This window comes from Nocardiopsis sediminis (genome assembly GCF_042650565.1).
Taxonomy (GTDB): domain Bacteria; phylum Actinomycetota; class Actinomycetes; order Streptosporangiales; family Streptosporangiaceae; genus Nocardiopsis_B; species Nocardiopsis_B sediminis.
Genome location: NZ_JBHSBH010000005.1, coordinates 244,731 through 265,105, shown reverse-complemented (window position 1 = coordinate 265,105; position 20,375 = coordinate 244,731). Strand labels below are relative to the sequence as shown.

20 protein-coding genes are annotated in these 20,375 nt (G+C 73.8%); 10 read left to right on the top strand and 10 right to left on the bottom strand.

Translation table 11 applies throughout. The features are described 5' to 3' along the window. Window positions 1-20 precede the first annotated feature (20 nt). Both rpsN and rpmB read right to left on the bottom strand, forming a co-directional pair. Window positions 21-326 carry a 30S ribosomal protein S14 gene (gene rpsN, locus ACFOVU_RS08545; RefSeq protein ID WP_378531579.1) on the bottom strand — a complete coding sequence of 102 codons (306 nt, stop codon included), beginning with the start codon at window positions 324-326 and terminating at the stop codon, window positions 21-23. A 3-nt stretch (window positions 327-329) separates the two neighbouring features. After that, window positions 330-566, bottom strand: a complete 237-nt coding sequence (gene rpmB, locus ACFOVU_RS08540) for a 50S ribosomal protein L28 (protein ID WP_378531578.1) — start codon at window positions 564-566, stop codon at window positions 330-332. 199 nt (window positions 567-765) lie between these two features. Between rpmB and ACFOVU_RS08535 the strand changes: the two genes are divergently transcribed. From ACFOVU_RS08535 to ACFOVU_RS08510, 6 genes are all read left to right on the top strand, one after another. Next, entirely contained in the window at window positions 766-1,971 is a 1,206-nt protein-coding gene (locus tag ACFOVU_RS08535; protein ID WP_378531576.1) for an AI-2E family transporter, read from the top strand. A gap of 220 nt (window positions 1,972-2,191) precedes the next feature. Next, entirely contained in the window at window positions 2,192-3,394 is a 1,203-nt protein-coding gene (locus ACFOVU_RS08530; protein WP_378531574.1) for an isochorismate synthase, read from the top strand. Between the two features lie 70 nt (window positions 3,395-3,464). After that, window positions 3,465-4,802: a lysine N(6)-hydroxylase/L-ornithine N(5)-oxygenase family protein gene (locus tag ACFOVU_RS08525; RefSeq protein ID WP_378531572.1), complete on the top strand. Its 1,338-nt coding sequence runs from the start codon at window positions 3,465-3,467 to the stop codon at window positions 4,800-4,802. Window positions 4,803-4,894: 92 nt separating this feature from the next. Next, window positions 4,895-5,113: an MbtH family protein gene (locus ACFOVU_RS08520; protein ID WP_378531570.1), complete on the top strand. Its 219-nt coding sequence runs from the start codon at window positions 4,895-4,897 to the stop codon at window positions 5,111-5,113. A 170-nt stretch (window positions 5,114-5,283) separates the two neighbouring features. After that, complete coding sequence (panD, locus tag ACFOVU_RS08515; protein WP_378531567.1) at window positions 5,284-5,718, top strand: aspartate 1-decarboxylase; 435 nt, start codon at window positions 5,284-5,286, stop codon at window positions 5,716-5,718. Window positions 5,719-5,769: 51 nt separating this feature from the next. Continuing rightward, complete coding sequence (locus ACFOVU_RS08510; protein WP_378531565.1) at window positions 5,770-6,009, top strand: hypothetical protein; 240 nt, start codon at window positions 5,770-5,772, stop codon at window positions 6,007-6,009. Window positions 6,010-6,026: 17 nt separating this feature from the next. Here ACFOVU_RS08510 and ACFOVU_RS08505 read toward each other — a convergent pair whose 3' ends face one another. Both ACFOVU_RS08505 and ACFOVU_RS08500 read right to left on the bottom strand, forming a co-directional pair. Continuing rightward, window positions 6,027-6,893: a (2Fe-2S)-binding protein gene (locus ACFOVU_RS08505; RefSeq protein ID WP_378531564.1), complete on the bottom strand. Its 867-nt coding sequence runs from the start codon at window positions 6,891-6,893 to the stop codon at window positions 6,027-6,029. A 259-nt stretch (window positions 6,894-7,152) separates the two neighbouring features. After that, window positions 7,153-7,944, bottom strand: a complete 792-nt coding sequence (locus tag ACFOVU_RS08500; RefSeq protein WP_378531562.1) for a DUF2306 domain-containing protein — start codon at window positions 7,942-7,944, stop codon at window positions 7,153-7,155. A 137-nt stretch (window positions 7,945-8,081) separates the two neighbouring features. Between ACFOVU_RS08500 and ACFOVU_RS08495 the strand changes: the two genes are divergently transcribed. Continuing rightward, window positions 8,082-8,885, top strand: a complete 804-nt coding sequence (locus ACFOVU_RS08495; RefSeq protein ID WP_378531560.1) for a TetR/AcrR family transcriptional regulator — start codon at window positions 8,082-8,084, stop codon at window positions 8,883-8,885. Window positions 8,886-8,888: 3 nt separating this feature from the next. Here the strand turns inward: ACFOVU_RS08495 and ACFOVU_RS08490 are convergent, their stop codons facing one another. The 3 genes from ACFOVU_RS08490 to ACFOVU_RS08480 form a co-directional block, all read right to left on the bottom strand. Further along, window positions 8,889-10,067: a JmjC domain-containing protein gene (locus ACFOVU_RS08490; RefSeq protein WP_378531558.1), complete on the bottom strand. Its 1,179-nt coding sequence runs from the start codon at window positions 10,065-10,067 to the stop codon at window positions 8,889-8,891. 246 nt (window positions 10,068-10,313) lie between these two features. Further along, complete coding sequence (locus ACFOVU_RS08485) at window positions 10,314-12,626, bottom strand: prolyl oligopeptidase family serine peptidase (protein ID WP_378531556.1); 2,313 nt, start codon at window positions 12,624-12,626, stop codon at window positions 10,314-10,316. An 845-nt stretch (window positions 12,627-13,471) separates the two neighbouring features. Then, the gene (locus tag ACFOVU_RS08480; protein WP_378531554.1) at window positions 13,472-14,197 is read right to left on the bottom strand and encodes a 4'-phosphopantetheinyl transferase family protein; all 726 of its coding nucleotides are present in this window, start codon (window positions 14,195-14,197) and stop codon (window positions 13,472-13,474) included. 204 nt (window positions 14,198-14,401) lie between these two features. Here ACFOVU_RS08480 and ACFOVU_RS08475 point away from each other — a divergent pair, with 204 nt between their 5' ends. The 3 genes from ACFOVU_RS08475 (at window position 14,402) to ACFOVU_RS08465 (ending at window position 16,305) form a co-directional block, all read left to right on the top strand. Continuing rightward, the gene (locus tag ACFOVU_RS08475) at window positions 14,402-14,572 is read left to right on the top strand and encodes a hypothetical protein (RefSeq protein WP_378531552.1); all 171 of its coding nucleotides are present in this window, start codon (window positions 14,402-14,404) and stop codon (window positions 14,570-14,572) included. Window positions 14,573-14,627: 55 nt separating this feature from the next. Further along, window positions 14,628-15,437: a DeoR/GlpR family DNA-binding transcription regulator gene (locus tag ACFOVU_RS08470; protein WP_378531550.1), complete on the top strand. Its 810-nt coding sequence runs from the start codon at window positions 14,628-14,630 to the stop codon at window positions 15,435-15,437. 88 nt (window positions 15,438-15,525) lie between these two features. Continuing rightward, window positions 15,526-16,305: a polyprenol monophosphomannose synthase gene (locus tag ACFOVU_RS08465; protein ID WP_378531548.1), complete on the top strand. Its 780-nt coding sequence runs from the start codon at window positions 15,526-15,528 to the stop codon at window positions 16,303-16,305. A 71-nt stretch (window positions 16,306-16,376) separates the two neighbouring features. Here the strand turns inward: ACFOVU_RS08465 and ACFOVU_RS08460 are convergent, their stop codons facing one another. From ACFOVU_RS08460 to ACFOVU_RS08450, 3 genes are all read right to left on the bottom strand, one after another. Then, window positions 16,377-17,123: an FAD/NAD(P)-binding protein gene (locus ACFOVU_RS08460; RefSeq protein WP_378531546.1), complete on the bottom strand. Its 747-nt coding sequence runs from the start codon at window positions 17,121-17,123 to the stop codon at window positions 16,377-16,379. Between the two features lie 149 nt (window positions 17,124-17,272). Then, complete coding sequence (locus tag ACFOVU_RS08455; protein WP_378531544.1) at window positions 17,273-18,799, bottom strand: DHA2 family efflux MFS transporter permease subunit; 1,527 nt, start codon at window positions 18,797-18,799, stop codon at window positions 17,273-17,275. 75 nt (window positions 18,800-18,874) lie between these two features. Next, window positions 18,875-20,375: ABC transporter permease (locus ACFOVU_RS08450; protein WP_378531543.1), on the bottom strand; the 1,501-nt coding region annotated here is incomplete at its 5' end.

Below are 20,375 nucleotides of genomic sequence, written 5' to 3'. Positions count from 1 at the left end.
GGGCGCCGCCGCGGCGGGCCCTACCAGCTGGACTTGGTGATTCCCGGGAGCTCGCCCCGGTGGGCCATCTCACGGAAGCGGATGCGGGAGACCCCGGCCTTGCGGATGTAGCCGCGCGGCCGGCCGTCGACGGAGTCGCGGTTGCGCAGCCGCACCCGGGAGGCGTCGCGCGGCTGGCGGTTCAGCGCGGTCACCGCCTGCGCCCGCTCCTGCGGCGGGGTATCGGGGTGGGCGATGATCCGCTTGAGCGCCGCGCGGCGCTCGGCGTAGAGGGCGACGACGCGGGCGCGCTGCTCGTTGCGCGCGATCTTGCTCTTCTTGGCCACGGTTCAGACCTTCCCGCCGCGCGCGCGGATGTCGGCGACGACGCGCTCGATGCCGCGCCGGTCGACCACCTTCATCCCCTTGGCGCTGATCCGCAGCCGCACGTGCCGGTTCTCGGACGGCAGCCAGTAGCGCCTGGTCTGGAGGTTGGGCTCGAAGCGCCGCTTGGTGCGCCGGTGGGAGTGGGAGACGTTGTTGCCGGTGGCGGGCCGCTTGCCGGTCACCTGGCAGACGCGGGACATGGTGTTCTCCTGCCGTGCTCGCCGCCCGGCGGAGCGGGGCGGCCTGGATGGATCGGTCGGGGCAGCAGCCTATCCAAAATGATAATCATTTTCATATCGCCAGCGGGTCGGCGGCTGCGGGACACCCTCGTGCGGCGCCGCCCGTTGCCGCGCCGATTCCGCTAGCGTGAAGCGCACCATCCACGTGCGGAGATGCCACATGGCCCAGGGGTCGGAGGAGAACAGGCAGGGGACCGGTGAAGGCGGCCGCGGCGGTGCGGAGCCGGTCCCGGGCACCGGGGCGCACGCCCCTGCCGAGGGGCAGGAGCACGCAGGGGCGCCCGCCGCGTCGGTCATGGCCGAGGCCGAGAACCGGGCCCATCGGACCTCGCCCCTGGGTTCCGGCCGGCTGAACTACTTCACCCTCGGGTTCACCGGCGCGCTGGGCGTGCTGACCGCCTGGCTGCTGGTGCAGGCGCTCATCGGGGTCCACGGCCTGTTCATCAACATCCTCGTCGCGCTCTTCCTGGCCGTGGGCCTCAACCCGTTGATCGAGTTCCTGCACCGGCGCGGGCTGCCCCGCTGGGCGGCCATCCTCACCGTCTGCCTGGCGCTGATCGCGTTCGTCACCGCGTTCGTGTGGACCCTCGTGCCGCCGCTGACCCAGCAGGCCGGCGAGTTCATCGCCAACGCCCCCGACCTCGTCCGGCAGCTGGGCGACAACCGGCTCTTCGCCGACCTGGACCGCCGCTTCAACGTGCTCGGACAGGTCCAGCACTTCGTCACCAGCGCCGACTTCGGGCAGCGCGTGTTCGGCGGGGTCTTCGGTGTCGGCCAGGCCGTGCTGAACTCGCTCATCGCGACCTTCACCGTGCTCGTCCTGACCCTGTTCTTCATGGCCTCGCTGCCCGGGATCACCGAGGTGGGCTACCGGCTGGTGCCGCGCTCGCGGCGGGCGGGCGTGCGCGAGCTGGGCGACGAGATCATCGCCCGGGTGGGCGGCTACATCGGCGGGCAGCTGCTGGTGGCGCTCATCGGCGGGGTCGTGGCGCTGGTGTTCCTGACCGTGATCGGCTCGGGATACGCCCTGACCCTGGCGCTGGTCGTGGCGGTGACCGCGCTCATCCCGCTGATCGGGACCACCATCGGCGCGCTCGCGGCCACCCTGGTGGTGGCGGTGGGGGACCTCCGCCTCGGTGCGGTGACCCTGGTGTTCTTCATCGTCTACCAGCAGATCGAGAGCTACGTCATCGCGCCGCGCGTAATGCGCCGCTCGGTCGATGTCGCCCCCACGGTGACGATCACCGCGGCGCTGCTCGGCGGTGCGCTGCTGGGGCTGGTGGGGGCGCTCATCGCGATCCCGGTCGCGGCGGCGGTGACCCTCGTGCTCAAGCAGGTCGTCTTCCCGCGCCTCGAAGAGCGCTGAGGGACAGCGCCCCCGGCGCCTGTGCGATTTGTCTTCCTGTTGCGGGTTGACACGGTGCGCCGTGCCGACCGAAACTTCTACGGGCGTCGGCTTAGGTAAGGTTAACCTTGGTAAGGTTTGCTTGTCCTATCCACGGCGCCCGTGCTGCGTCCGGCACCCCCGCGCGGCCGAACCCCCATCCCTCCACGACCACCCCACAGCGCGGAAAAGAGGCCGACCGGTGTTCCATCAGCGCGCCGCGACCCCCGACCCGGACGCGGCGGACCTGCTCGCCGCCTACCGGCCCGGGGCATCCTTCTTCGCCTCCCCCAACGGCACTCTCCTCGGCGACGGCGTCGTCACCGCCGTCGACGACCTCGACGACGCCCTGGCCGTGCTGGGCGAGACCACGACCGACGGCGGCGCACCCCCCGTCGCCATCGGCGCCATCCCCTTCGACGACGCCGCGCCCGCCCGCGTCGTGGTCCCCGAGGTCCTGCGCCGCGCGCCCGCCCTCGCCTCCGGCCGCACATCCGGCCGCGGGCAGCGCCCCCTGCCCGGACCCTGGTCGGCCCGGCCCCTGCCCGATCCCGCCGACCACATCGCCGGCGTCGAGCAGATCCTCAAGCTCCTCGCCGACGCCGATGCGGGCGACGGCGGCGAACCGGGCGGCGGCCTGCGCAAGGTGGTGCTGGCCCGGTCCCTGCGGCTGACCGGGCCCGGCCCCGTCGACGTGCCGCAGCTGCTGCGCAACCTCGCCTGGCGCGACCCCTCCGGCTTCACCTTCGCCCTGGACCTGCCCGCGGCCGGCCCGGCGGCCCGCACCCTCGTCGGCGCCAGCCCCGAACTGCTCGTCGCCAAGAGCGGGGCCGCCGTCACCGCCAACCCGCTGGCCGGCTCCGCGCAGCGCAGCGCCGATCCCACCAAGGACCAGCAGCGCGCCGTCGCCCTCCTCGCCTCGGACAAGGACCGCTACGAGCACGCCGTCGTGGTCGACGCCGTGGCCGACGGCCTGCGCCCCTTCTGCCGGTCGCTGCGCGTCCCGCCCGAACCCGAGCTCGTCCGCACCGCCACCATGTGGCACCTGTCCACCCGGATCTCGGGGGAGCTGCGCGACCCCGCAACGCCGTCGGCGCGGCTGGTGCGCGCCCTGCACCCCACACCGGCCGTCTGCGGCACCCCCACCGCCGACGCGCGCGCCGCCATCGCCGCCACCGAGCCCTTCGACCGCGGCTTCTACACCGGGGCCGTGGGCCACACCGACGCCCGCGGCGACGGCGAGTGGGTGGTCACCATCCGGTGCGCCGACATCGCCGGCGACACCCTCGACCTCTTCGCGGGCGGCGGCATCGTCACCGGGTCCGACCCCGAGGCGGAACTCGCCGAGACCTCGGCCAAGCTGCGCACCCTGCTGCTCGCGCTCGGCATCAACCAGCCCTTCTGACCGCCCGGACCCCTGCCCGCCGATCCCGCGAACGACCAGACCCGCCCCCGCCCTGAAAGGCAGGACGACCGTGACCTCCACGCCGCAGCCTCCGCCCGCCCACGACATCGTCGGGATCGGATTCGGGCCCTCCAACGTCTCCCTGGCCATCGGCCTGCGCGAACAGCGGGAGCGCGCCGCGGCCGACCCCGCCGTGCCCGCCATCAGCGGGGTGTTCCACGAGCGCCAGGAGCGGTTCGGCTGGCACCGCGGGATGCTGCTGGACGACGCCACCATGCAGGTGTCGTTCCTCAAGGACCTGGTCACCACGCGCAACCCGGCCAGCGACTTCAGCTTCCTGTGCTACCTGAGCTCGGTGGGCCGGCTGCACGACTTCATCAACCACAAGACCCTGTTCCCCCTGCGCACCGAGTTCCACGACTACCTCGCCTGGTGCGCCGGCCGGGTCGCCGACCAGGTCCGCTACTCCTCCGAGGTGGTCGCGGTCGAACCCGTCCGCGACTCCGCGGGCCGGGTCGCCCAGCTCGACGTCGTCGCCCGCTCCGCGGACGGCTCCCTGGAGCGCAGCCGCGGACGCAACCTCGTGTTCGCCCCCGGGCTGTCCCCGCGCCTGCCCGACGGCGTGGCCGAGGGCGCGCGGGTCTGGCACAGCGAGTACCTCCTGCACCGCCTAGGGGAGCTGGACCCGGGCGCCGCGCCGCGCCGGTTCGTGGTCGTGGGCGCCGGCCAGAGCGCCGCCGAGGCCGCCGACCACCTCTACCGGCGCTTCCCCGGAGCCGAGGTCAACGCCGTGTTCTCCCGCTACGGCTACAGCCCCTCCGACGACAGCCCCTTCGCCAACCGCATCTTCGACCCCGAGGCCGCCGACACCTACTTCGACTCCTCGCCCGAGGTCCGGGCCGAGATCATGGACTACCACCGCAACACCAACTACTCGGTGGTCGACCCCGACCTCATCGACGCCCTGTACCGGGCCTCCTACCAGGACAAGGTCAACGGGGTGGAGCGGCTGCGGCTGCACAACACCTCCCGGGTCGCCGGGGTGAACGAGCGCCCCGACGGCGTGACCGTCACCGTCGAGCACCTGCCCAGCGGCAAGCAGACCCCCATCGACGCCGACTACGTCGTCTTCGCCACCGGCTACCGCCCGGGCGACCCCCGCGACCTCCTCGGCGACCTCGCCGGCCACGTCGTCACCGACCCCCAGGGGCGCCCCGCCGTCGAACGCGATTACCGGCTGGCCACCAGCGACGAGCTCACCTGCGGCATCTACCTCCAGGGCGGGACCGAGCACACCCACGGCATCTCGTCCTCGCTGCTGTCCAACGTCGCGGTGCGCGTCGGCCGCATCCTCGACGCGGTGGCCGCCCGCCTCCCGCACGCCCCCGCCGTCCCGGCGCAGCGCTGAGCCCGTCCACAGGACCTGCGTTTCCCCTCCCGGCGGGGACCCCGGCCGCTAAAGTACGGCCGACCCCGCAGACTCAGATTTCGGAGTGCCGCATGACCAATCCGTTCGACGACGCCGAGGGCACCTTCCTGGTCCTGGTCAACGACGAAGAGCAGTACTCGCTGTGGCCGGAGTTCGCCGTCGTCCCCGAGGGCTGGCAGACCGTCTACGGTCCCGCCGCCCGCGCCGAGGCCTTGGAATACGTCGAGACCCACTGGACCGACCTCCGCCCGGCGAGCCTGCGCCAGGCCGCGGGCGCCGGCGGCGCCTGAACACCGGCGCGGAACACCGCGCCCGGCGGCGGCGTTCGACGTGTGGCGGGGTGGCCCGGCCGGGCCACCCCGCTGAGCACCCGGCCTGCGGGCCGGGGCCATGATGGAGGTGCACGGAACCCCTGACGGGGTCTGTAGACACGTCCCAGCACACACCGAGGATGAAGAACGTGCGTCGCACACTGTTCAACGGCAAGATCCACCGCGCCACGGTCACCCACGCCGACCTGCACTACGTCGGCTCCATCACGATCGACGCCGACCTCATGGAGGCGGCGGACCTGGTCGAGGGGGAGCAGGTCCACGTCGTCGACATCGACAACGGCAACCGGCTGGTCACCTACACGATCACCGGCGAGCGGGGCAGCGGGGTCATCGGCGTCAACGGCGCCGCCGCCCACCTGGTCAGCCCCGGCGACCTGGTGATCATCATGTCCTACGTCGAGGTCGACGACGCCGAGCGGGCCGCGCACACGCCCAAGGTGGTGCACGTCGACGCGGCCAACCGCATCGTGCACCTGGGGGACGACCCCGCGGAGCCGGTACCCGGCTCCGGACTGGACTCCGGGCGCACCACCGCGCCCGTGTCCAGCGGGGCACGCTGACCACATCCGGCCCGATCGCCCAGTGAGCCACCGGGGTATGCACCACTCGCAATGGATGGTGACGACCACGAGCGGCGTCGCGTCGCGGCCCACATCGAGTGGCAGAAACAGGACATGTGGCTCGTCCTGTGGGGCTGCTACACGCGCCGCTACTGGGCGTTCGCCCGCTGGCCGCTCCCGCCCGGCGGCGCGGTGGTCTCCGCGCACGACGCCGACGCCCTGTACACCGAGATGCGCAGGGTCGAACGCGAGCACGGGTTCCTCAGGTGGCGCTACGGGAGCGGCGGGTGACCCCCGTTCCGCTCAGCTCAGGGCGCCAGCGCCGGGTTGCGCAGCCACTCCTGGAGTTCGCTGCGGCGGTCGGCGTCGCTCTTGAGCGGGCACGTGGTGCAGTACCCGTGCTCGGGGTCGCCCTTGTAGTCGAAGCAGCAGGTGCCGCGGACCGCCCAGGTGCCGCGCGGGTGGCCGGCGCAGAAGGGGAACAGCCGCGGTCTGGCCCGGGTGATCGCGCCGGCGCGCACCAGGGCATCGCCCAGGCGGTCGGCGCGGTCCCACGCGGCCTCGGCGTCGCGGCCCAGGAACCGCGCGGGGTTGAGCATGTAGAAGTGCAGGGTGTCGAGCACCCAGCCCCACAGGGTGCGCAGGCCCACCCGCGTGTGGGCGTGCACGGCCTCGATGACGGGGGTGAAGGCCGCGACCAGGTGCTCGGCGGCGATCCGGTCGAGGGCGGCGTCGTCGGCGACCACGACGGAGTCGGGGTGGCCGGCCGCGGGGTCGTCGGGCAGGACGGCCACCCGCGGGCTGGTGACCATGGGGGTGCCGAAGCCGATGTTGGACAGCCACGGGAACCACAGGTGCCGCCGCTCCAGGAGCGGCGCGCGGCCGGTGAGGTAGATGCCCGCGGAGACCATGAAGATGGGCTCGCGCAGCAGCGCCCGGAGGAAGTGGGTGGCGGCGGGCAGCCGGTGCCCGGGGCCGTGGTGCGCCGTGATCTGGTCGAACAGGGCACCGACGGTGTCCTCGGCGACCATGAGGTCGGCGCGGTAGTAGTGCTCGGTTCCCGGGTGCTCGCGGCGCACGGTGAGCTCGCCGGCCTGGATGTCGGGCAGGGGGGCGAACTTCAGCGGCGCGCAGGCGTCGACGACGGCCTGCAACGGTGCCTGAGCCACTGCCATGTCTGCTTCAGCCAGCCTTCCCGGGCCGCGCGGGCCGCCAGGTGTCGTGGAGGGGGCGTGCGCAGCGTAGTGTCCCGCCGGCCTCGTGCGGCCCCGCGGGGCATCGCCACAAGATCGCCATCCCGTTAGATGAGGCTACCCTAATGCCTCTCGCTGCGGCAACGCGCTCCGCCACGCTCCGCATCCGCCCCGGCGGTTCCGGAATACGGGAATCCCCCGCCCCGGGGGTCCGGGACGGGGGTGATGGGCGGGTTGCGGATCACGGCCAATTGACCGTCCGTCCTGTCCGGTATCCGCCCACCGGTCCTCGGGTCCTGCCGCCCGTGCGGGTGCGGCGCAGCCACCACTCGGCGATGAGCAGGTTCGCGACCCAGCTCAGCCATACCGAGGCCCCCGCGGCCGCCTGGAGCATCAGGTCCTCGTCGCCGCCGTAGACCGTGTCCAGGGCGGGGGCCGCCATGGCCAGGCAGGCCACGAGCCATACCCGGTTGGTGACGATCGACCAGGCCAGGGCGAAGCTGCGCACCATCCACTCCCGGTGGTCGGCGAAGCGGCGGCCGCGCGCCGCCCGGTATCCGGCGAGCGTGCACCCGAACCACAGGAGGGCCGAAAAGGCGTTTCCGGTCTGCTGCGCCAGGCCCATGGCGCCGAGCGGGGCGATCGCCAGGGCCATGAGCGCGGTGGGCAGCGCGGCCGCGACGTAGACGCGCCCGCTCCACCGGTGCACGGCCGGGCGGCGCCGGCGCAGCCACGGCCACACCTGGAGGCACGAGGCGGCCAGGACCACCGAGCCCAGCAGGATGTGGCCGACGAGCACCGGGTAGTGCCAGGCGACGTCGGCGCGGGGGGCGACCCGGGACTGGGCGGGGTCGAAGGTCAGGTACGGCGGCAGCGAGAAGGCGAGGAACGCCGCGCACACCACCGCCAGGGGCAGCACCCAGGGTCGGCGCCACCAGGGTGCGGTGGCGCGGCGGCGCGGTGCGCGGGCGGTCCCGGCGGTGGGCGTGGGGGAGCCGGCGGTCTCGGTGGTCTCCTCGGGGGTCGGTTGCATGGACGGCTCCTGGGGGTCGGGGCGGATGATGGTGGTGGGTGCATCCGCCGCGGCATATCTGTGTATGCCATACACTTTTCTGTGTAAGTGATACACAGTTTTAGGATGGGCGTCAAGCACGGCGTGACGGGGGGGCGATGGCGAGCGGAAACGACGGCACCGGCGGGCGGGCGCGCATCGTCGACCTGCTCTGGGGCGGCCCCCCGCGCGCCTCCCGCGGGCCGCGGCCCAAGCTCAGCCTCGACCGGATCGTGCGGACCGCCATCGGGATCGCCGACATCGAAGGGCTCGACGCCGTCTCCATGCAGCGCGTCGCCAAAGAGCTCGGCTACACCACCATGTCGCTCTACCGCCACGTTCCGGCCAAGGAACAGCTGGTCCTTGTCATGGTCGACACCGCTGTCGGCCGCGCCCCCGAGGTCGGCCGCATCGAAGGCTGGCGGGAGCAACTGGAAGCCGTCGCCCGCGCCCTGCTCGCCACCTACCAGCGGCGCCCCTGGGTCCTGGAGGCGCACTCTCCGGGGCCGCCGGTCGGCCCCGGCGGACTGAGCTGGCTGGAGGCCTTCCTGGGCCCGCTCACCCGGGCCGGCCTGGACCCCGGCGAGGCGATCAGCGCCGTGACCTTCCTCGACGGGGCGCTGCGGGGACTGGGCCGCCTGGGCGCCGATATGAACCGCACCCGGGGGCGGGCCGGCGTCAGCGCGGTCCAGGCCGCGCGCGACTACGCCGACACCCTGCGCGGTGTGGTCACCGACGACGCGTTCCCCATGCTGGCCGGCCTGGTGCGCGACGGGCTGTTCGACCCGCCCCCCGGCGCCGTGGAAGAAGGCGCGGAGGAGGGCGTGGACATGGGCACCGAGGTCGAATTCGGCCTCCAGCGCCTCCTCGACGGCATCCACGTCCACACCCGCCGTCGCGCGGCGGGGCTGCCCCCGCGCTGAGACTCAGCTCAGCAGCACCAGATGGTGGCGGACCAGCGCGCGCAGCACCGCCGCCACGGTCTCCGGTGGCGTCCCCGACGCCTCGGCCAGTTCGGCGGCCGTCGCCGAGCGGAGCCGGGCCAGCTCGGAGATGACCGGACCGGCCGCGGCCGGGAACCGGTAGCGACTGCCCGCGACCGTGATCGCGACCTGGTCGCCCTCCGGCTCCAGCGGCGGCGTGAGGATCGGCACGAACTCGGCGCGGGTACCGGGGCCGGGCTCGGCGTCGCCCACCGCCCACTCCAAGGAGAACGACTGCCGCCGCGGGAAGCGGGCCGCCCGCTCGGCCAGCGCGTCGTCCACGCCGTGCCGCCCCGCCAGGTCCACCAGGTGCCGGACCAGCTCGCTGTGGTGGGCGCGGCGCTCCTCGGCGGAGGCGGTGCTCGGCAGGTCGCGGCGGAGGAACTCCACCTCGTGCAGCCGGTCCAGCAGCGACCGCGCCCAGTCGATGCCGGTCGCGCGCGTGAACCCGAAGGTGAGGTGCATGCTGACGTCGCCGGTCCCGGTGACCGTGTGCCACCACCCACGGGGCACGTGCAGCACCTGGCCCGGGCGCAGCACCCCCTCCCACACCGTGCCCTCGGGCGCTGTGTGGCCGTGGTCGGCGTCGACCTTCATCGGGTAGGGGCGGCTGCCCTGCCCGTGCACCTGCCAGGCCTTGGTCCCCTGGACCTGCACGATGAAGGTGTCGTGGTCGTCCCAGTGGGTGTCGAAGCCGTGGGAGTCGCCCCAGATCAGGTAGAGGTTCACCTGCGCCCGCTCGCGCACCAGGCGCATTAGGTCGTCGGCGGCGTCGCGGATCGGGGGGTGCAGGCGGTCGATCCCGTCGAGCACCAGGCTCGCGCCGTCGCGCAGCTCCCGGTAGAGCGCATCGGGGCGCAGGAGCCGGCGGGCCGCGCCCGACGTCTCGCCCGGCTCGGTGTAGCGCGCAGCCGGAACGGGGGCGCCCTTGCGGTGCAGCCGGATCCGTGGCGGCTCCAGCGGGCGCGTGGCCAGGATGTCGTCGAGGGCGTCGAATGTCAGCAGCCGGCTCACTGCGTCGGCGCCGAGGTCGGCGAACAGCACCTCCGAGGACAGGCGCGCGTCGAGCCGGTCGGCGCCGATGGCCGCGCGCAGCGTCTCGGTGAACAGGCGGTCGGTCACAGGGGCCTCCACAACGGCGAAGGGCCGCCGGAGGCGCGGTGCCCCCTCCGGCGACCGTCGACCCGCGGTCGACTGGGGTGGTGGGTCGGAATCAGATGAAGTCGGAGCTGGAGTCCGTGCCGTCGTTGTCGCCGCCCGCGGTGGTGTCCCGCGACGTCACTGCGGCGAGGTCCTCGACCTCGACCTCGATCGGGTCCATGAGTGATCACCTCTCTCTCTGTGGGAAGTGGACCGGCCCGCACGGGCTCACCGCCCCGGGGACAGCCCCGTTCGCGCGGCCGCGAACGCGTGCGCGTCGGCCGCGAGATCGATCGCCTTGGTCACGGCGCGCGGCCCGTGCCCCACGTCGCGCTCGTAGCGCAACAGGATGGGCCCGCCGTCCGGTGCCGTGGCGTCCTGGAGCGCCGCGCACATCTTGCGCGGGTGGGCGGCATCGGTGCGGGTATCGCCGTGGAACCCGGTGAGCAGCACCGCGGGGTAGCGCCGGCCCCGGCCCGCCAGTGCGACGTGGTAGGGCGAGTACGCCATGAGCGCGGCGAAGTCGCCGGGGTCGGTGGCCGTGCCGAACTCCCGGGTCCACATCGCCCCCAGACCCAGCCGCTCGAACCGCGCCATGTCCGCCAGCGGCGCCGACGCGATGACCGACCCGGCCACGTCGGGGCGCAGCACCGCCGCGGCCAGGACCAGGAGCCCTCCCGCGGAGCCGCCCGACAGGCACAGCTGCGCGCGCGAGCACGCACCCTCGGCCACCAGCGCGTCGGCCGCCGCCACGAGGTCCTGCACCGCGCGGATCTTGTTGCGGCGGGCGCCGCGCAGGTGCCAGTCGCGCCCGGCGTCGCCGCCGCCGCGCACGTGGGCGACCGCGTAGCGGCCCCCTGCCCGCAGCCAGGCGAGCACGGTGGCGCTGAATCCGAATTGGCGGGGGCGGCCGAACCCGCCGTAGGCGTGCAGGATGGTCGGCCCGGGACCGCCGGCGCCCGCGGCGCCGAACACGGTGACGGGCACCCGGGTGCCGTCGGGGGAGGTGCAGGTGGTGGTGTGGCGGTGCACGGTCGGGTCGGCAGGGGATGAGCCGTCCTCATCGTCGGGCTGGGGGCGGGTCATGGGCCCCTGGGTACCGTCGGGGGAGCGGCGTGCGGTGCCGCGCCGGGGCTCGGTTCGCGCAGCCGGGACGGCGTCACGGCCGGGCCAGGGGCGGGGGCGGTCGCCGCCGGGGGCGAGCACGTGGACCGTCTGCTGGGTGGCGACGTCGGCGTAGCAGAAATGCGCGGTGCCGTCGGCCCCCGGCTCCAGGCGGGTGACCATGCCCTCGCCGGGCAGCGCGATGCGGCGCAGCACTGATCCGTCGGCGGGATCGTGGGCGGTCAGCTCGCTGATCCCCAGCCGGGTGCGGACCACCAGCAGCTCCGGGGAACCGGGGCGCCCGGCGGCGGCGAAGCCGTCGAGCGTCGCTCCGGGGTCCTCGGCCACCACTTCGCGCCACCGGTCGGGGGAGGGGACCGCGGGGTCGGCGGCGCAGATCCGGCGGCGCGGTGCGCCGAGGGTGGTGCGCAGGTACAGGACGCCGTCGGGACCGATGTCGGCGTCGGTCTCGGTATCGGTGCCCTCCTGCACGGTGCGCCAGGACGGGGCGGCCGCGGCTCCGGCCCGCAGGTCGGAGATCCACAGGTCGTTGCGGTGGCCGGTGCCATGGCTCTCCGACACCAGCAGCCACCGGTCGCGCAGCACCCGTACCCCCGGCACCGTGCCCCGGCCCCGGCACGCGCGGACGAGGACGTCGGGGCCCGGTTGCCGGTCGCGTGCGACCCGGTGCAGCCACACGCCGCGGCGGCCGTCGCCGTCGTCGCGCCGCACGTAGTAGAACGCGGCGGCGTCGCCGGGGAGCCAGGCCACGTGGGAGTAGCGCACCCCGGGGATCGGCTCCTCGACCGGCAGCCCCGAATCGGTGGCGAGCACCCGCAGGGAACCGCGCTCGGTGCCGCCGGTGGACGTCTGCACCGCCACGAATCGGCCATCGGGGCTGGGCTCCCAGGCGTCGAGCGTGGTGCGGCCGGTGGGGTCGAACACCGCCGGGTCGAAGATGATGCGCACATGGGCGCTGACGGTGGTCATCGCCGCTGGGTGGCCGGCTCCTGGGGGGCCGTGGGTGGTGGGGGCGCTGATGATGTGCGCCTGTGTGCTGTCGGCGGTCACCGCTGCCGGCCGGGCGGCTACTGGGAGGTTCTGCGAGGTGGGGGTAGCGCTGTGCGCCTGTGTGCCGCCGGCGGTCGCCGGAGCCGGGTGGTCGGCTACGACGGCCACCAGAGCGGGATGGTCGGCCCTGGCGGGTCGGCGCGTGGCGAAGGCGGTGCCGCCGCGCCATACCGGCGGCGACCAGAGGTCGGCGCCCACCAGGCGGCGGATGTCCGATGCAAGGGCCTCCCGGAGTGGCCACCCCGCTGCCGCCTGCGCGAACTCCCGCGACCGGTCGTCCAGCCAGCCACGGGTGGCGGCGGAATCGGGGGCCTCCAGCCAGCGGAAGGGGTCGGCCACATCCCTGCCGTGCAGGGTGTCCACCACCACGTGTCCCGACGCCGGACTCACCTCGGGTCGGGCCGTCGGCTGAGGGGGACAGGGGCGGGACCTGGCATTCCTTGAGGCACGGTCACATCCTCGAAGTGCGTGTTACCGGCGGTCAAGTAACTCCTGACTTACCGGCCCGGCCGCGAGTATGACCCGACGGTGAGGTTTCCGCCCGGGCCCACGGAGCCACCGGACGGGTCGCCGATCCGCACGCAAGAATTCCGTGACACCTGGCGAAAGGCGAATCCGCGCGTATTCTCCGCGCCTTCCACGACCCCGGAAAAGGGATCACCGTACGGCGGCCGCGAGCCTCGGACCGCCCCGCGATCCGGCACCGTCGATGGCACGCGCCGCAGCCCTGCCCGGCGGACCGCGGCCGGTGCCCCCATCCGGATTCGGGGTCCCGAAGATCCGCAGCTCACCGTGGGCCCACCGAACGGTGAACCGCCCCCGGTCCACCGGCCGCCCGCCCGTGGAATCACCGGCCCGGCGGAACCGGAATCACCGGACGCAGCGGACACCTTCACCGGCCTGAGAGTGCCGTAGCGGCAGGGTCTCGGCCGCCCTCCCACACAATTCCGCAATTGCCCGGCCGCAGGAACACCGACGCCATCAGGGGCGGGAATTCCACCACCCCGGAAACACCGCCCGCCCCGCCGCCACCCGACCTGGCCAAGACCGGCCGTTGCGGCATGGATCACAGGCGCGATCCCCGGTCCCGGGCGGCCCGTTGGCGGGAGGGGGCGGCATGTGCGGCTTTCGGCGAACGGGCACCGGTCTCCTCGGAGCACCCCGGGCGACCGCCGAGGGCGCACCGCAGCCCACGGGGCTGCCGCCGATCCTCACAGAGCCAGCAGCTGCGCCCCGTCGTGCGAGGTGACCGCCACCGGCCCCGGTGTCAGGGCCGCGAGGGCCGCGCGGTAGGCGGGGCCGGCGTCGAGGTCGGTGAGCCATACGTGCTCGGGGGCATCGGGGAGGTTCCAGGCGGTGACCTCGGCGGGCTCGGTGGGGGCGTTCACCGCCACGTTGGCCAGCCCGCCGGACAGGCCGTCGCCCGTCGATTTGAGCAGGGCCTCCTTGCGCGCCCAGTACCCGAAGAACCCGGCGGCGCGGTCGGCCTCGGGCAGCGCCGCGAGGTCCGCGCGCTCGGGGTCCGTCAGCGCGTACTCGGCCAGGCCGTCGATGTCGCGGGAGCCGGAGACCTCCTCCACGTCGACGCCGATCTCCACACCGCGCGCCAGCGCGACGACGACGCGGGCGCCGGAGTGGCTGATGGAGATCTCCAGCCCTTCGGCCGTCCCGGCAGGCCGGGGCTTGCCGTGGGGCTCCGGACGCGGATCGGGCCGCCGTTCACAGCCGCGGCAGCGCAGCGTGAAGGCCACGTCGCGGGGGTCGCACCCGGCGGCGCGGGCCACGGTGAGCCGGGCCAGGGCGTGGGCCACGACGTAGCGGTCGCGGTCGGCCTGCACCCGGAAGCGGCCGTGCCGCTCGCGTTCGCGGTCGTCGAGGAGGCCCAGCAGGGCGTCGATCGCCTGGCCGGGCCCGGCCCACCACACATCACAGTTCACGGGGGTCACCGTCACATTGTGGCCCGCGCGGGGACGCGACCACCAGGCCGCCCCCGGCGCCCGCCGCGTTCCCGCAGAACACATGGGCGCGCGCAGGCATAATCCGCGCCGCCGCGGGGCATTCGTCTAGAGACCTCATCGCACGGGACGCCCGGCGGCCCGCAGCGCCGGTGCAGGTCCGCCCGCTCATCAGGGAGGCCCCCCATGTCGGTCATGATGATGTTCGGAACCGCAGCAGTGATCCTCTTCGCCCTGTTGGTCGCCGTGTTCATCGCGGCACTGGTCACGGGGTCGGCCCCCGATCCGGGCGAGGAACCCGCCGATGACGCCGCGATCGATGCCGCTTTCCAGGCACACGGAGTGCATTTCGGCTGACGCTCTCCGCTCTATCATCGGAGCGCAGCGGCCCGCACCGAGATGGAGTTCTCGCATGACAGCAGACGACACCAGGCCGGCGTTCGCGGCCGAGCGCAGAGAGCGGATCCTGGAACTGGTGCGCACCAACGGTGCCATGGCGCTGCGCGACATCGCCTCCCGGGTCCGCGCCTCGGAGGTCACCGTGCGTCGCGATGTCCGCGCGCTGGAGGCCGACGGACTCATCGACCGGCGGCGCGGCGGTGCGGCGCTCCCGGGCCACCTGGGTCACGAGCAGAGCTACTCGCAGAAGAGCGGGCAGGCCGCCCCCGAGAAGCTGGCCATCGCCGCGGCGGCGGCCCGGCTGGTCGTCGACGGCGACGCCATCGTCCTAGGGCCGGGCAGCACCACCGAGGCCCTGGCCCGCGAGCTGACCGGCCGGCAGAACCTCACCGTGGTGACCAACTCGCTGCCGGTCGCCGATGTCCTCGCCTCGGCGCCGGGGGTTGAGGTCGTCATGACCGGGGGAACCCTGCGCGGGACCATCCGGGCGCTCGTGGGCACCGCCGCCGAGCAGGCGCTGTCCGGGCTGCGGGTCCGCCAGGCGTTCGTCTCGGGCAACGGTGTCACCGCCGAGCGCGGGCTGAGCACCCCCAACCCGGCGGTCGCCAGCGTCGACCGCGCGCTCGTCGCCTGCGCCGAGGAGGTGATCGTGCTCGCCGACCACACCAAGGTGGGGGCCGACACCATGGTGCAGACGGTCCCGCCGGAGCACATCGCCCACCTGATCACCGACAACCACGCCGACCCCGAGGTGCTGATGACCCTGGAGGACATGGGGACACTGGTGCACGTGGCGGTGCTGGAGGTCGATCGCGGGGAGTGACATCCGGCCCTGGCCGGGGCGCGTGGGCGCACAGTACGCTACGTGGATCGTCCCGAATGCCGAGAAGATCCCTCTGGAGGCCGCCTTCATGCCGACCCCGGTGACCCTGCCCGACCCCTGGTCGAGGTCGAAGGTGAGCGTCGTCATCCCGACCTACAACGAGGCGGAGAACCTGCCCGTCGTCGTCGGTCAGGTCTTGGCGCTGGGGCTGCCCGGGCTGCGCGTGGTCATCGTGGACGACAACTCCCCCGACGGCACCGGTGACATCGCCGACAAGCTCGCCGCGGACAACGGCGGAGAGGGCGGCCGCGTGTCGGTCGTCCACCGCACGGCCAAGGACGGCCTGGGCCGCGCCTACATCGCGGGGATGACCCGCGCCCTCGACGACGGCGCCGACTACGTCGTGCAGATGGACGCCGACCTCAGCCACCCGCCCGGCTACATCCCCCAGCTTCTGGGCACCATGCTGGCCACGGGCGCGGGCGTGGTGATCGGCAGCCGCTACGTTCCCGGTGGCAGCCTCTCCGACCAGTGGGGGCTGCGCCGCCGGCTGCTCAGCGGCTGGGCCAACGCCTACGTCAAGACGATCCTGTCGATGCCGGTGCGCGACGTCACCGCGGGGTTCAAGATCTGGCGCCGTTCGGCCCTCGAAGTGCTCGACCTCGCCGACGTGCGCAGCACCGGCTACAGCTTCCAGGTCGAGATGCACTTCCGCGCCTACCGCCGCGGCCAGAAGATCGTGGAGATCCCCATTCACTTCGAGGACCGGCAGGAGGGCACCAGCAAGATGGACCTCGCCGAACAGGTGGAGTCCGCGCTGAGGCCCTTCCGGCTCCGGCGTGATGAGCGGGGTGCCCACCGTCCGTGATCCGCGGGCCGGGGTGCGGAGGGCTTCCCTACCGTCCGTGACCAGCGGGCCGCCGACCGGTGCGGACACCTTCACGGCCCCTCCAGCACCACCGCTCGGTCGCGCAGGACCGTGTCCGCGATCCGTTCGGCCAGGCGCTCGCACTGCGCGCCGATGAGGTCGATGGTGGTACCGGCGTGGCCGCGGCGCACCGGGCCCACTGCGAAGACGCGGCGCGCCACGCCGCCGCCGGGCGTGAGGAGCGCGCCGCGGGAGCACGTCGTGATCCCGTCCGTTCCGGCCTCCGGGAAGCCGGGGATCGCGGGCGGGGGCGCCACCCGGGGGTCGCCGGTGGCCACGATCGCGGCCACCGCATCGATCCGCCCCCCTCCGGCCAGGTCAACCACCACGTCGGCGGACGCTGCCGCGACCCGCACGACCCTGCCCGTGAGCATGCGGACCCCGGCATGGGGCGCCGCCCATTGTGCGGTCGCGGCGAGCGTCCCGGCCAGGTAGTCGCCGTAGACCCCGCGCGGCAGCCGGGTCTCGGGCCCGCAGGCCAGGCCGGCGCCGCGCGCCCAGTCCATCAGGTGGCAGGGCTGATCCGGCAGCACCGACCCGGCCTTGACCGGTGTCTCCAGCAGGCGGGCATCACCGGGCGCGTACCCCGGGCCGCGTGCGTGGTGCCCGTGCTCGTCGACCAGGACGATCCGGTAGCCCAGCCGCAGCCAGGTGGTGGCGCGCAGCAGGGCGATCGCCGCCACGGCGGCGCTCGGCCCGCCGCCCGCGCACACGATGGTCGGCGGCGGCCGGCCGGCGGGGTCCGCCCCTTGTCCCATGGGCACCACCATAGAGCTTTCGGCCGGACGCGACAGGTGTAGCGGCTCGTGCGCGCGCCGGGCGCCTCTGCACGCCGGTTTCCGTCAGGACGCAACATGTAGAGCGAGCGGCCCTCGGCCGTTCCCGGGGGCGGGCCGGGGGAGGGCTCTCACCCCTTCCCCGAGACCCGTCTCCCCGCTGTCGACCCCGGGCAGGCTCCGAGCGGCGGGTCGGCCACCCCGCAGAACATCCGGCCCGACCCCGCCTGGCCGGGGGGCGGTGCGGGCTTGGAGACGTCCTTGCGCAGGAAGGCCAGGGCCGCCAGCCCCGCCAGGACCGCCAGGCCGGCGAGGATGAGCATCGCCGGGCCGAAGCCGCCCTTGATCCCCGCCGGGCCCGCCACCCCTGCGGCCACCGGTACCGCCGCGACCCCGATCAGCTGGGCGGTCCGGGCCAGCGTGTTGTTGACGCCCGACGCCAGGCCCGCGTGGCGCTGCGGCGCCGAGGCGAGCACGGTCGCCGTCAACGGCGCCACCGCCGTGGCCAGGCCCAGCCCCACGAGCAGCACCCCGGGGAAGACGCCCACCAGGTAGGGCATGCCCGGCTGGAGGCGGGCGAGCAGCACCAGCCCGGCGGCCACCAGCAGCGGCCCCACCGTGAGCTGCGGGCGCGGGCCCAGCCGCACCCCGAGCTTGCCGGACTGCCCCGACAGCAGCAGCATCAGGATCGTGACCGGCAGCGACGCCGCCCCGGCCTCGATCGCGGAGTAGCCCAGCCCCTCCTGGAGGTAGATCACCAGCAGGAACAGCAGCGGGCCTAAGGCGCCGTAGAGCGCGATGGTGACCAGGTTGGTCACCGAGAAGCGCGTCGACCGGAAGATGTCCAGCGGCAGCATCGGCCGCCCGCTGCGGAGCTCCACGATCACGAAGCCCACCAGCGCCGCGCCGCCCACCGCGCCGATCCCCACGACGCTCGACAGCGGCGCGCCCGATGTCGACCCCGACTCGATCAGGGCGTAGGTCAGCCCCGCCAGGCCCACCATGCCCAGCAGCGCCCCGGTGTAGTCCATGCGCCGCGGCGCGTTCTCGTCGAGGGACTCCGGCACGTGCCACCAGGTGATCAGCAGGACGATCACCGCCAGCGGCAGGTTGATCAGGAAGATCAGCCGCCACGACCCGGTGTCGACCAGGTACCCGCCGACGAACGGGCCGACCGCCGCCGCGACCCCGGTCAGCCCCGACCACGCGCCGATGGCGCGCGCCCGGTCCCCCTCACGGAACCCGGCCTGGAGGATGGCCAGGCTGCCCGGCGTCAGCAGCGCGCCGCCCATGCCCTGGAGCACCCGGCCCGCGATCAGCCACGAGATATCGGGGGCGGCCGTGCACAGCGCCGATGCCAGCGCGAACCACACCACGCCCACGGAGAACATGCGCGCCCGCCCGAAGCGGTCGCTCAGCGATCCGCTGAGCAGGATGAGCGACGACAGGGTCACCATGTACCCGTTGGCGATCCACTGGAGCCCGGCGACCTGGGTGTGCAGCTCCTTGCCGATCTCCGGTAGCGCCACGTTGACCACGGTGGAGTCCAGGAACGCCATCCCCGAGCCCAGGACGGTGGCCCCCAGCATCCACCGCCCCGCCGGGGTCCCCCATTCCACCTGGCCGGCGGGTACGGGCACGGACCGTTTCGCGCGCATGGCGCTCACCCCCTGCGGCAACAGTACGGCGCGGACGGCCGTAACCGGCCGTCCGCGCCTGCGGGTGTGTCGCGGTCACTCGCCGGCGAGCGTCCCGCTGATCGAGGTGCGCGCCGCCCGGCGTGCCGGCAGCGCCGACGACAGGAGGCCGGCGGCCACCGCCACCGCAATGAACACGGAGATCTGCCCGGCCGGCAGGGTGAACAGCATGTCCATGTCCTCCATGGCGGTGGAGCTCGCCGCCCAGCCGAACAGCACGCCGAGCCCGATGCCCACCGCCGCGCCGGTCAGGCTCAGCAGCACCGCCTCCAGGCCGAGCATCGTGCGCAGCTGGCGGCCGGACACGCCCAGGGCCCGCAGCAGCGCCGATTCCCGCCTCCGCTCCAGCACCGACAGCGCCATGGTGTTGGCGATACCGACGACCGCGATGAGGATCGCCAGGCCGAGCATGGCCGCGATGGTCAGGAACGCGATACCCAGCATCTCGTCGTACTGCTGGCGCATCTGGGTCATCGACTCGACCTGGACCGTCGGGTGGTCGGCGACGGCATCGTAGACCGCGTCGCGCACATCGGCCGGGTCGGCACCCTCGGCCGCCTGCACCATCACTCTGAAGTCGGTGGTGGTCCCGGGGAACGCCGACGCGAAATCGGCGGGGTCCATCGTCACCCCCCACAGCTGCTGCCCCTCCGAGACCACCGCGACGATCTCGTAGTCCCGGGGACCTTCTTCGGTCTCGATGGACAGGGTGGTGCCCACCCCGCCCCCTCCGGCGAGGTCTTCCGGTACCGCGACGGTGCCCGGCCCCACGTCGGCGAGGTCGCCCTCCTCGACCTCGCTGTCGATGTCGGTGCCGACACGGCCGCCCAAGAAGGTGGCGACCGTGAGCGTCTCGCCGTCGGCCCCCTCGACATCGGCCTGGCGCTCCGAGACGGCCTGTTCGATCTCGGGGGAGGACTCCAGGTTCGCGGCGACGTCGGCGGGAATACCGGTGTACTCGTCGTCGGTGAATTGGGAGAGCAGCTGGTAGTCGGCCGGGTACTGCTCGTCCAGCTGCGCGTTCAGGGTGGTGCGCAGGGAGGCGTCGACCACCGAGTAGCCGGTGATGAGCGTCGCGCCGACCGCCAGCGCGATCATCGCCGCAGCCGCGCGTTTCGGGCTGCGCCGGGCGTTGTCGGCGGCCAGCATGCTCGCGACACCCGTGCGGCGCATCGGCACGCCCACGACCGCGACGACGGCGCGCACCAGGAGGGGGCTGATGACCACCACGCCGATGAAGGTGAGCATCCCCGCGGCCACCACCAGGTACAGCCCCGTGTCCGGGCTCTGCCCGCCCATCGCCACCGCCAGCAGCCCCGCCGAGGCCAGGAAGAACACGACGCCGATGGAGATCCGCTTCCAGCCGATGCCCTTCTCCAGGCCCGCGGCCACCGCGCTGGTGCGCAGCGCGGCCAGCGGCGGGACGTGGGTCGCCCGGCGCGCCGGGAGCACGGCGGCGAACAGGGTCACGACGGTGCCGACCAGCAGCCCGACCGCCACCGGCGTGAGGCCCACGACCGGTGTCGCCGGGCCGCCG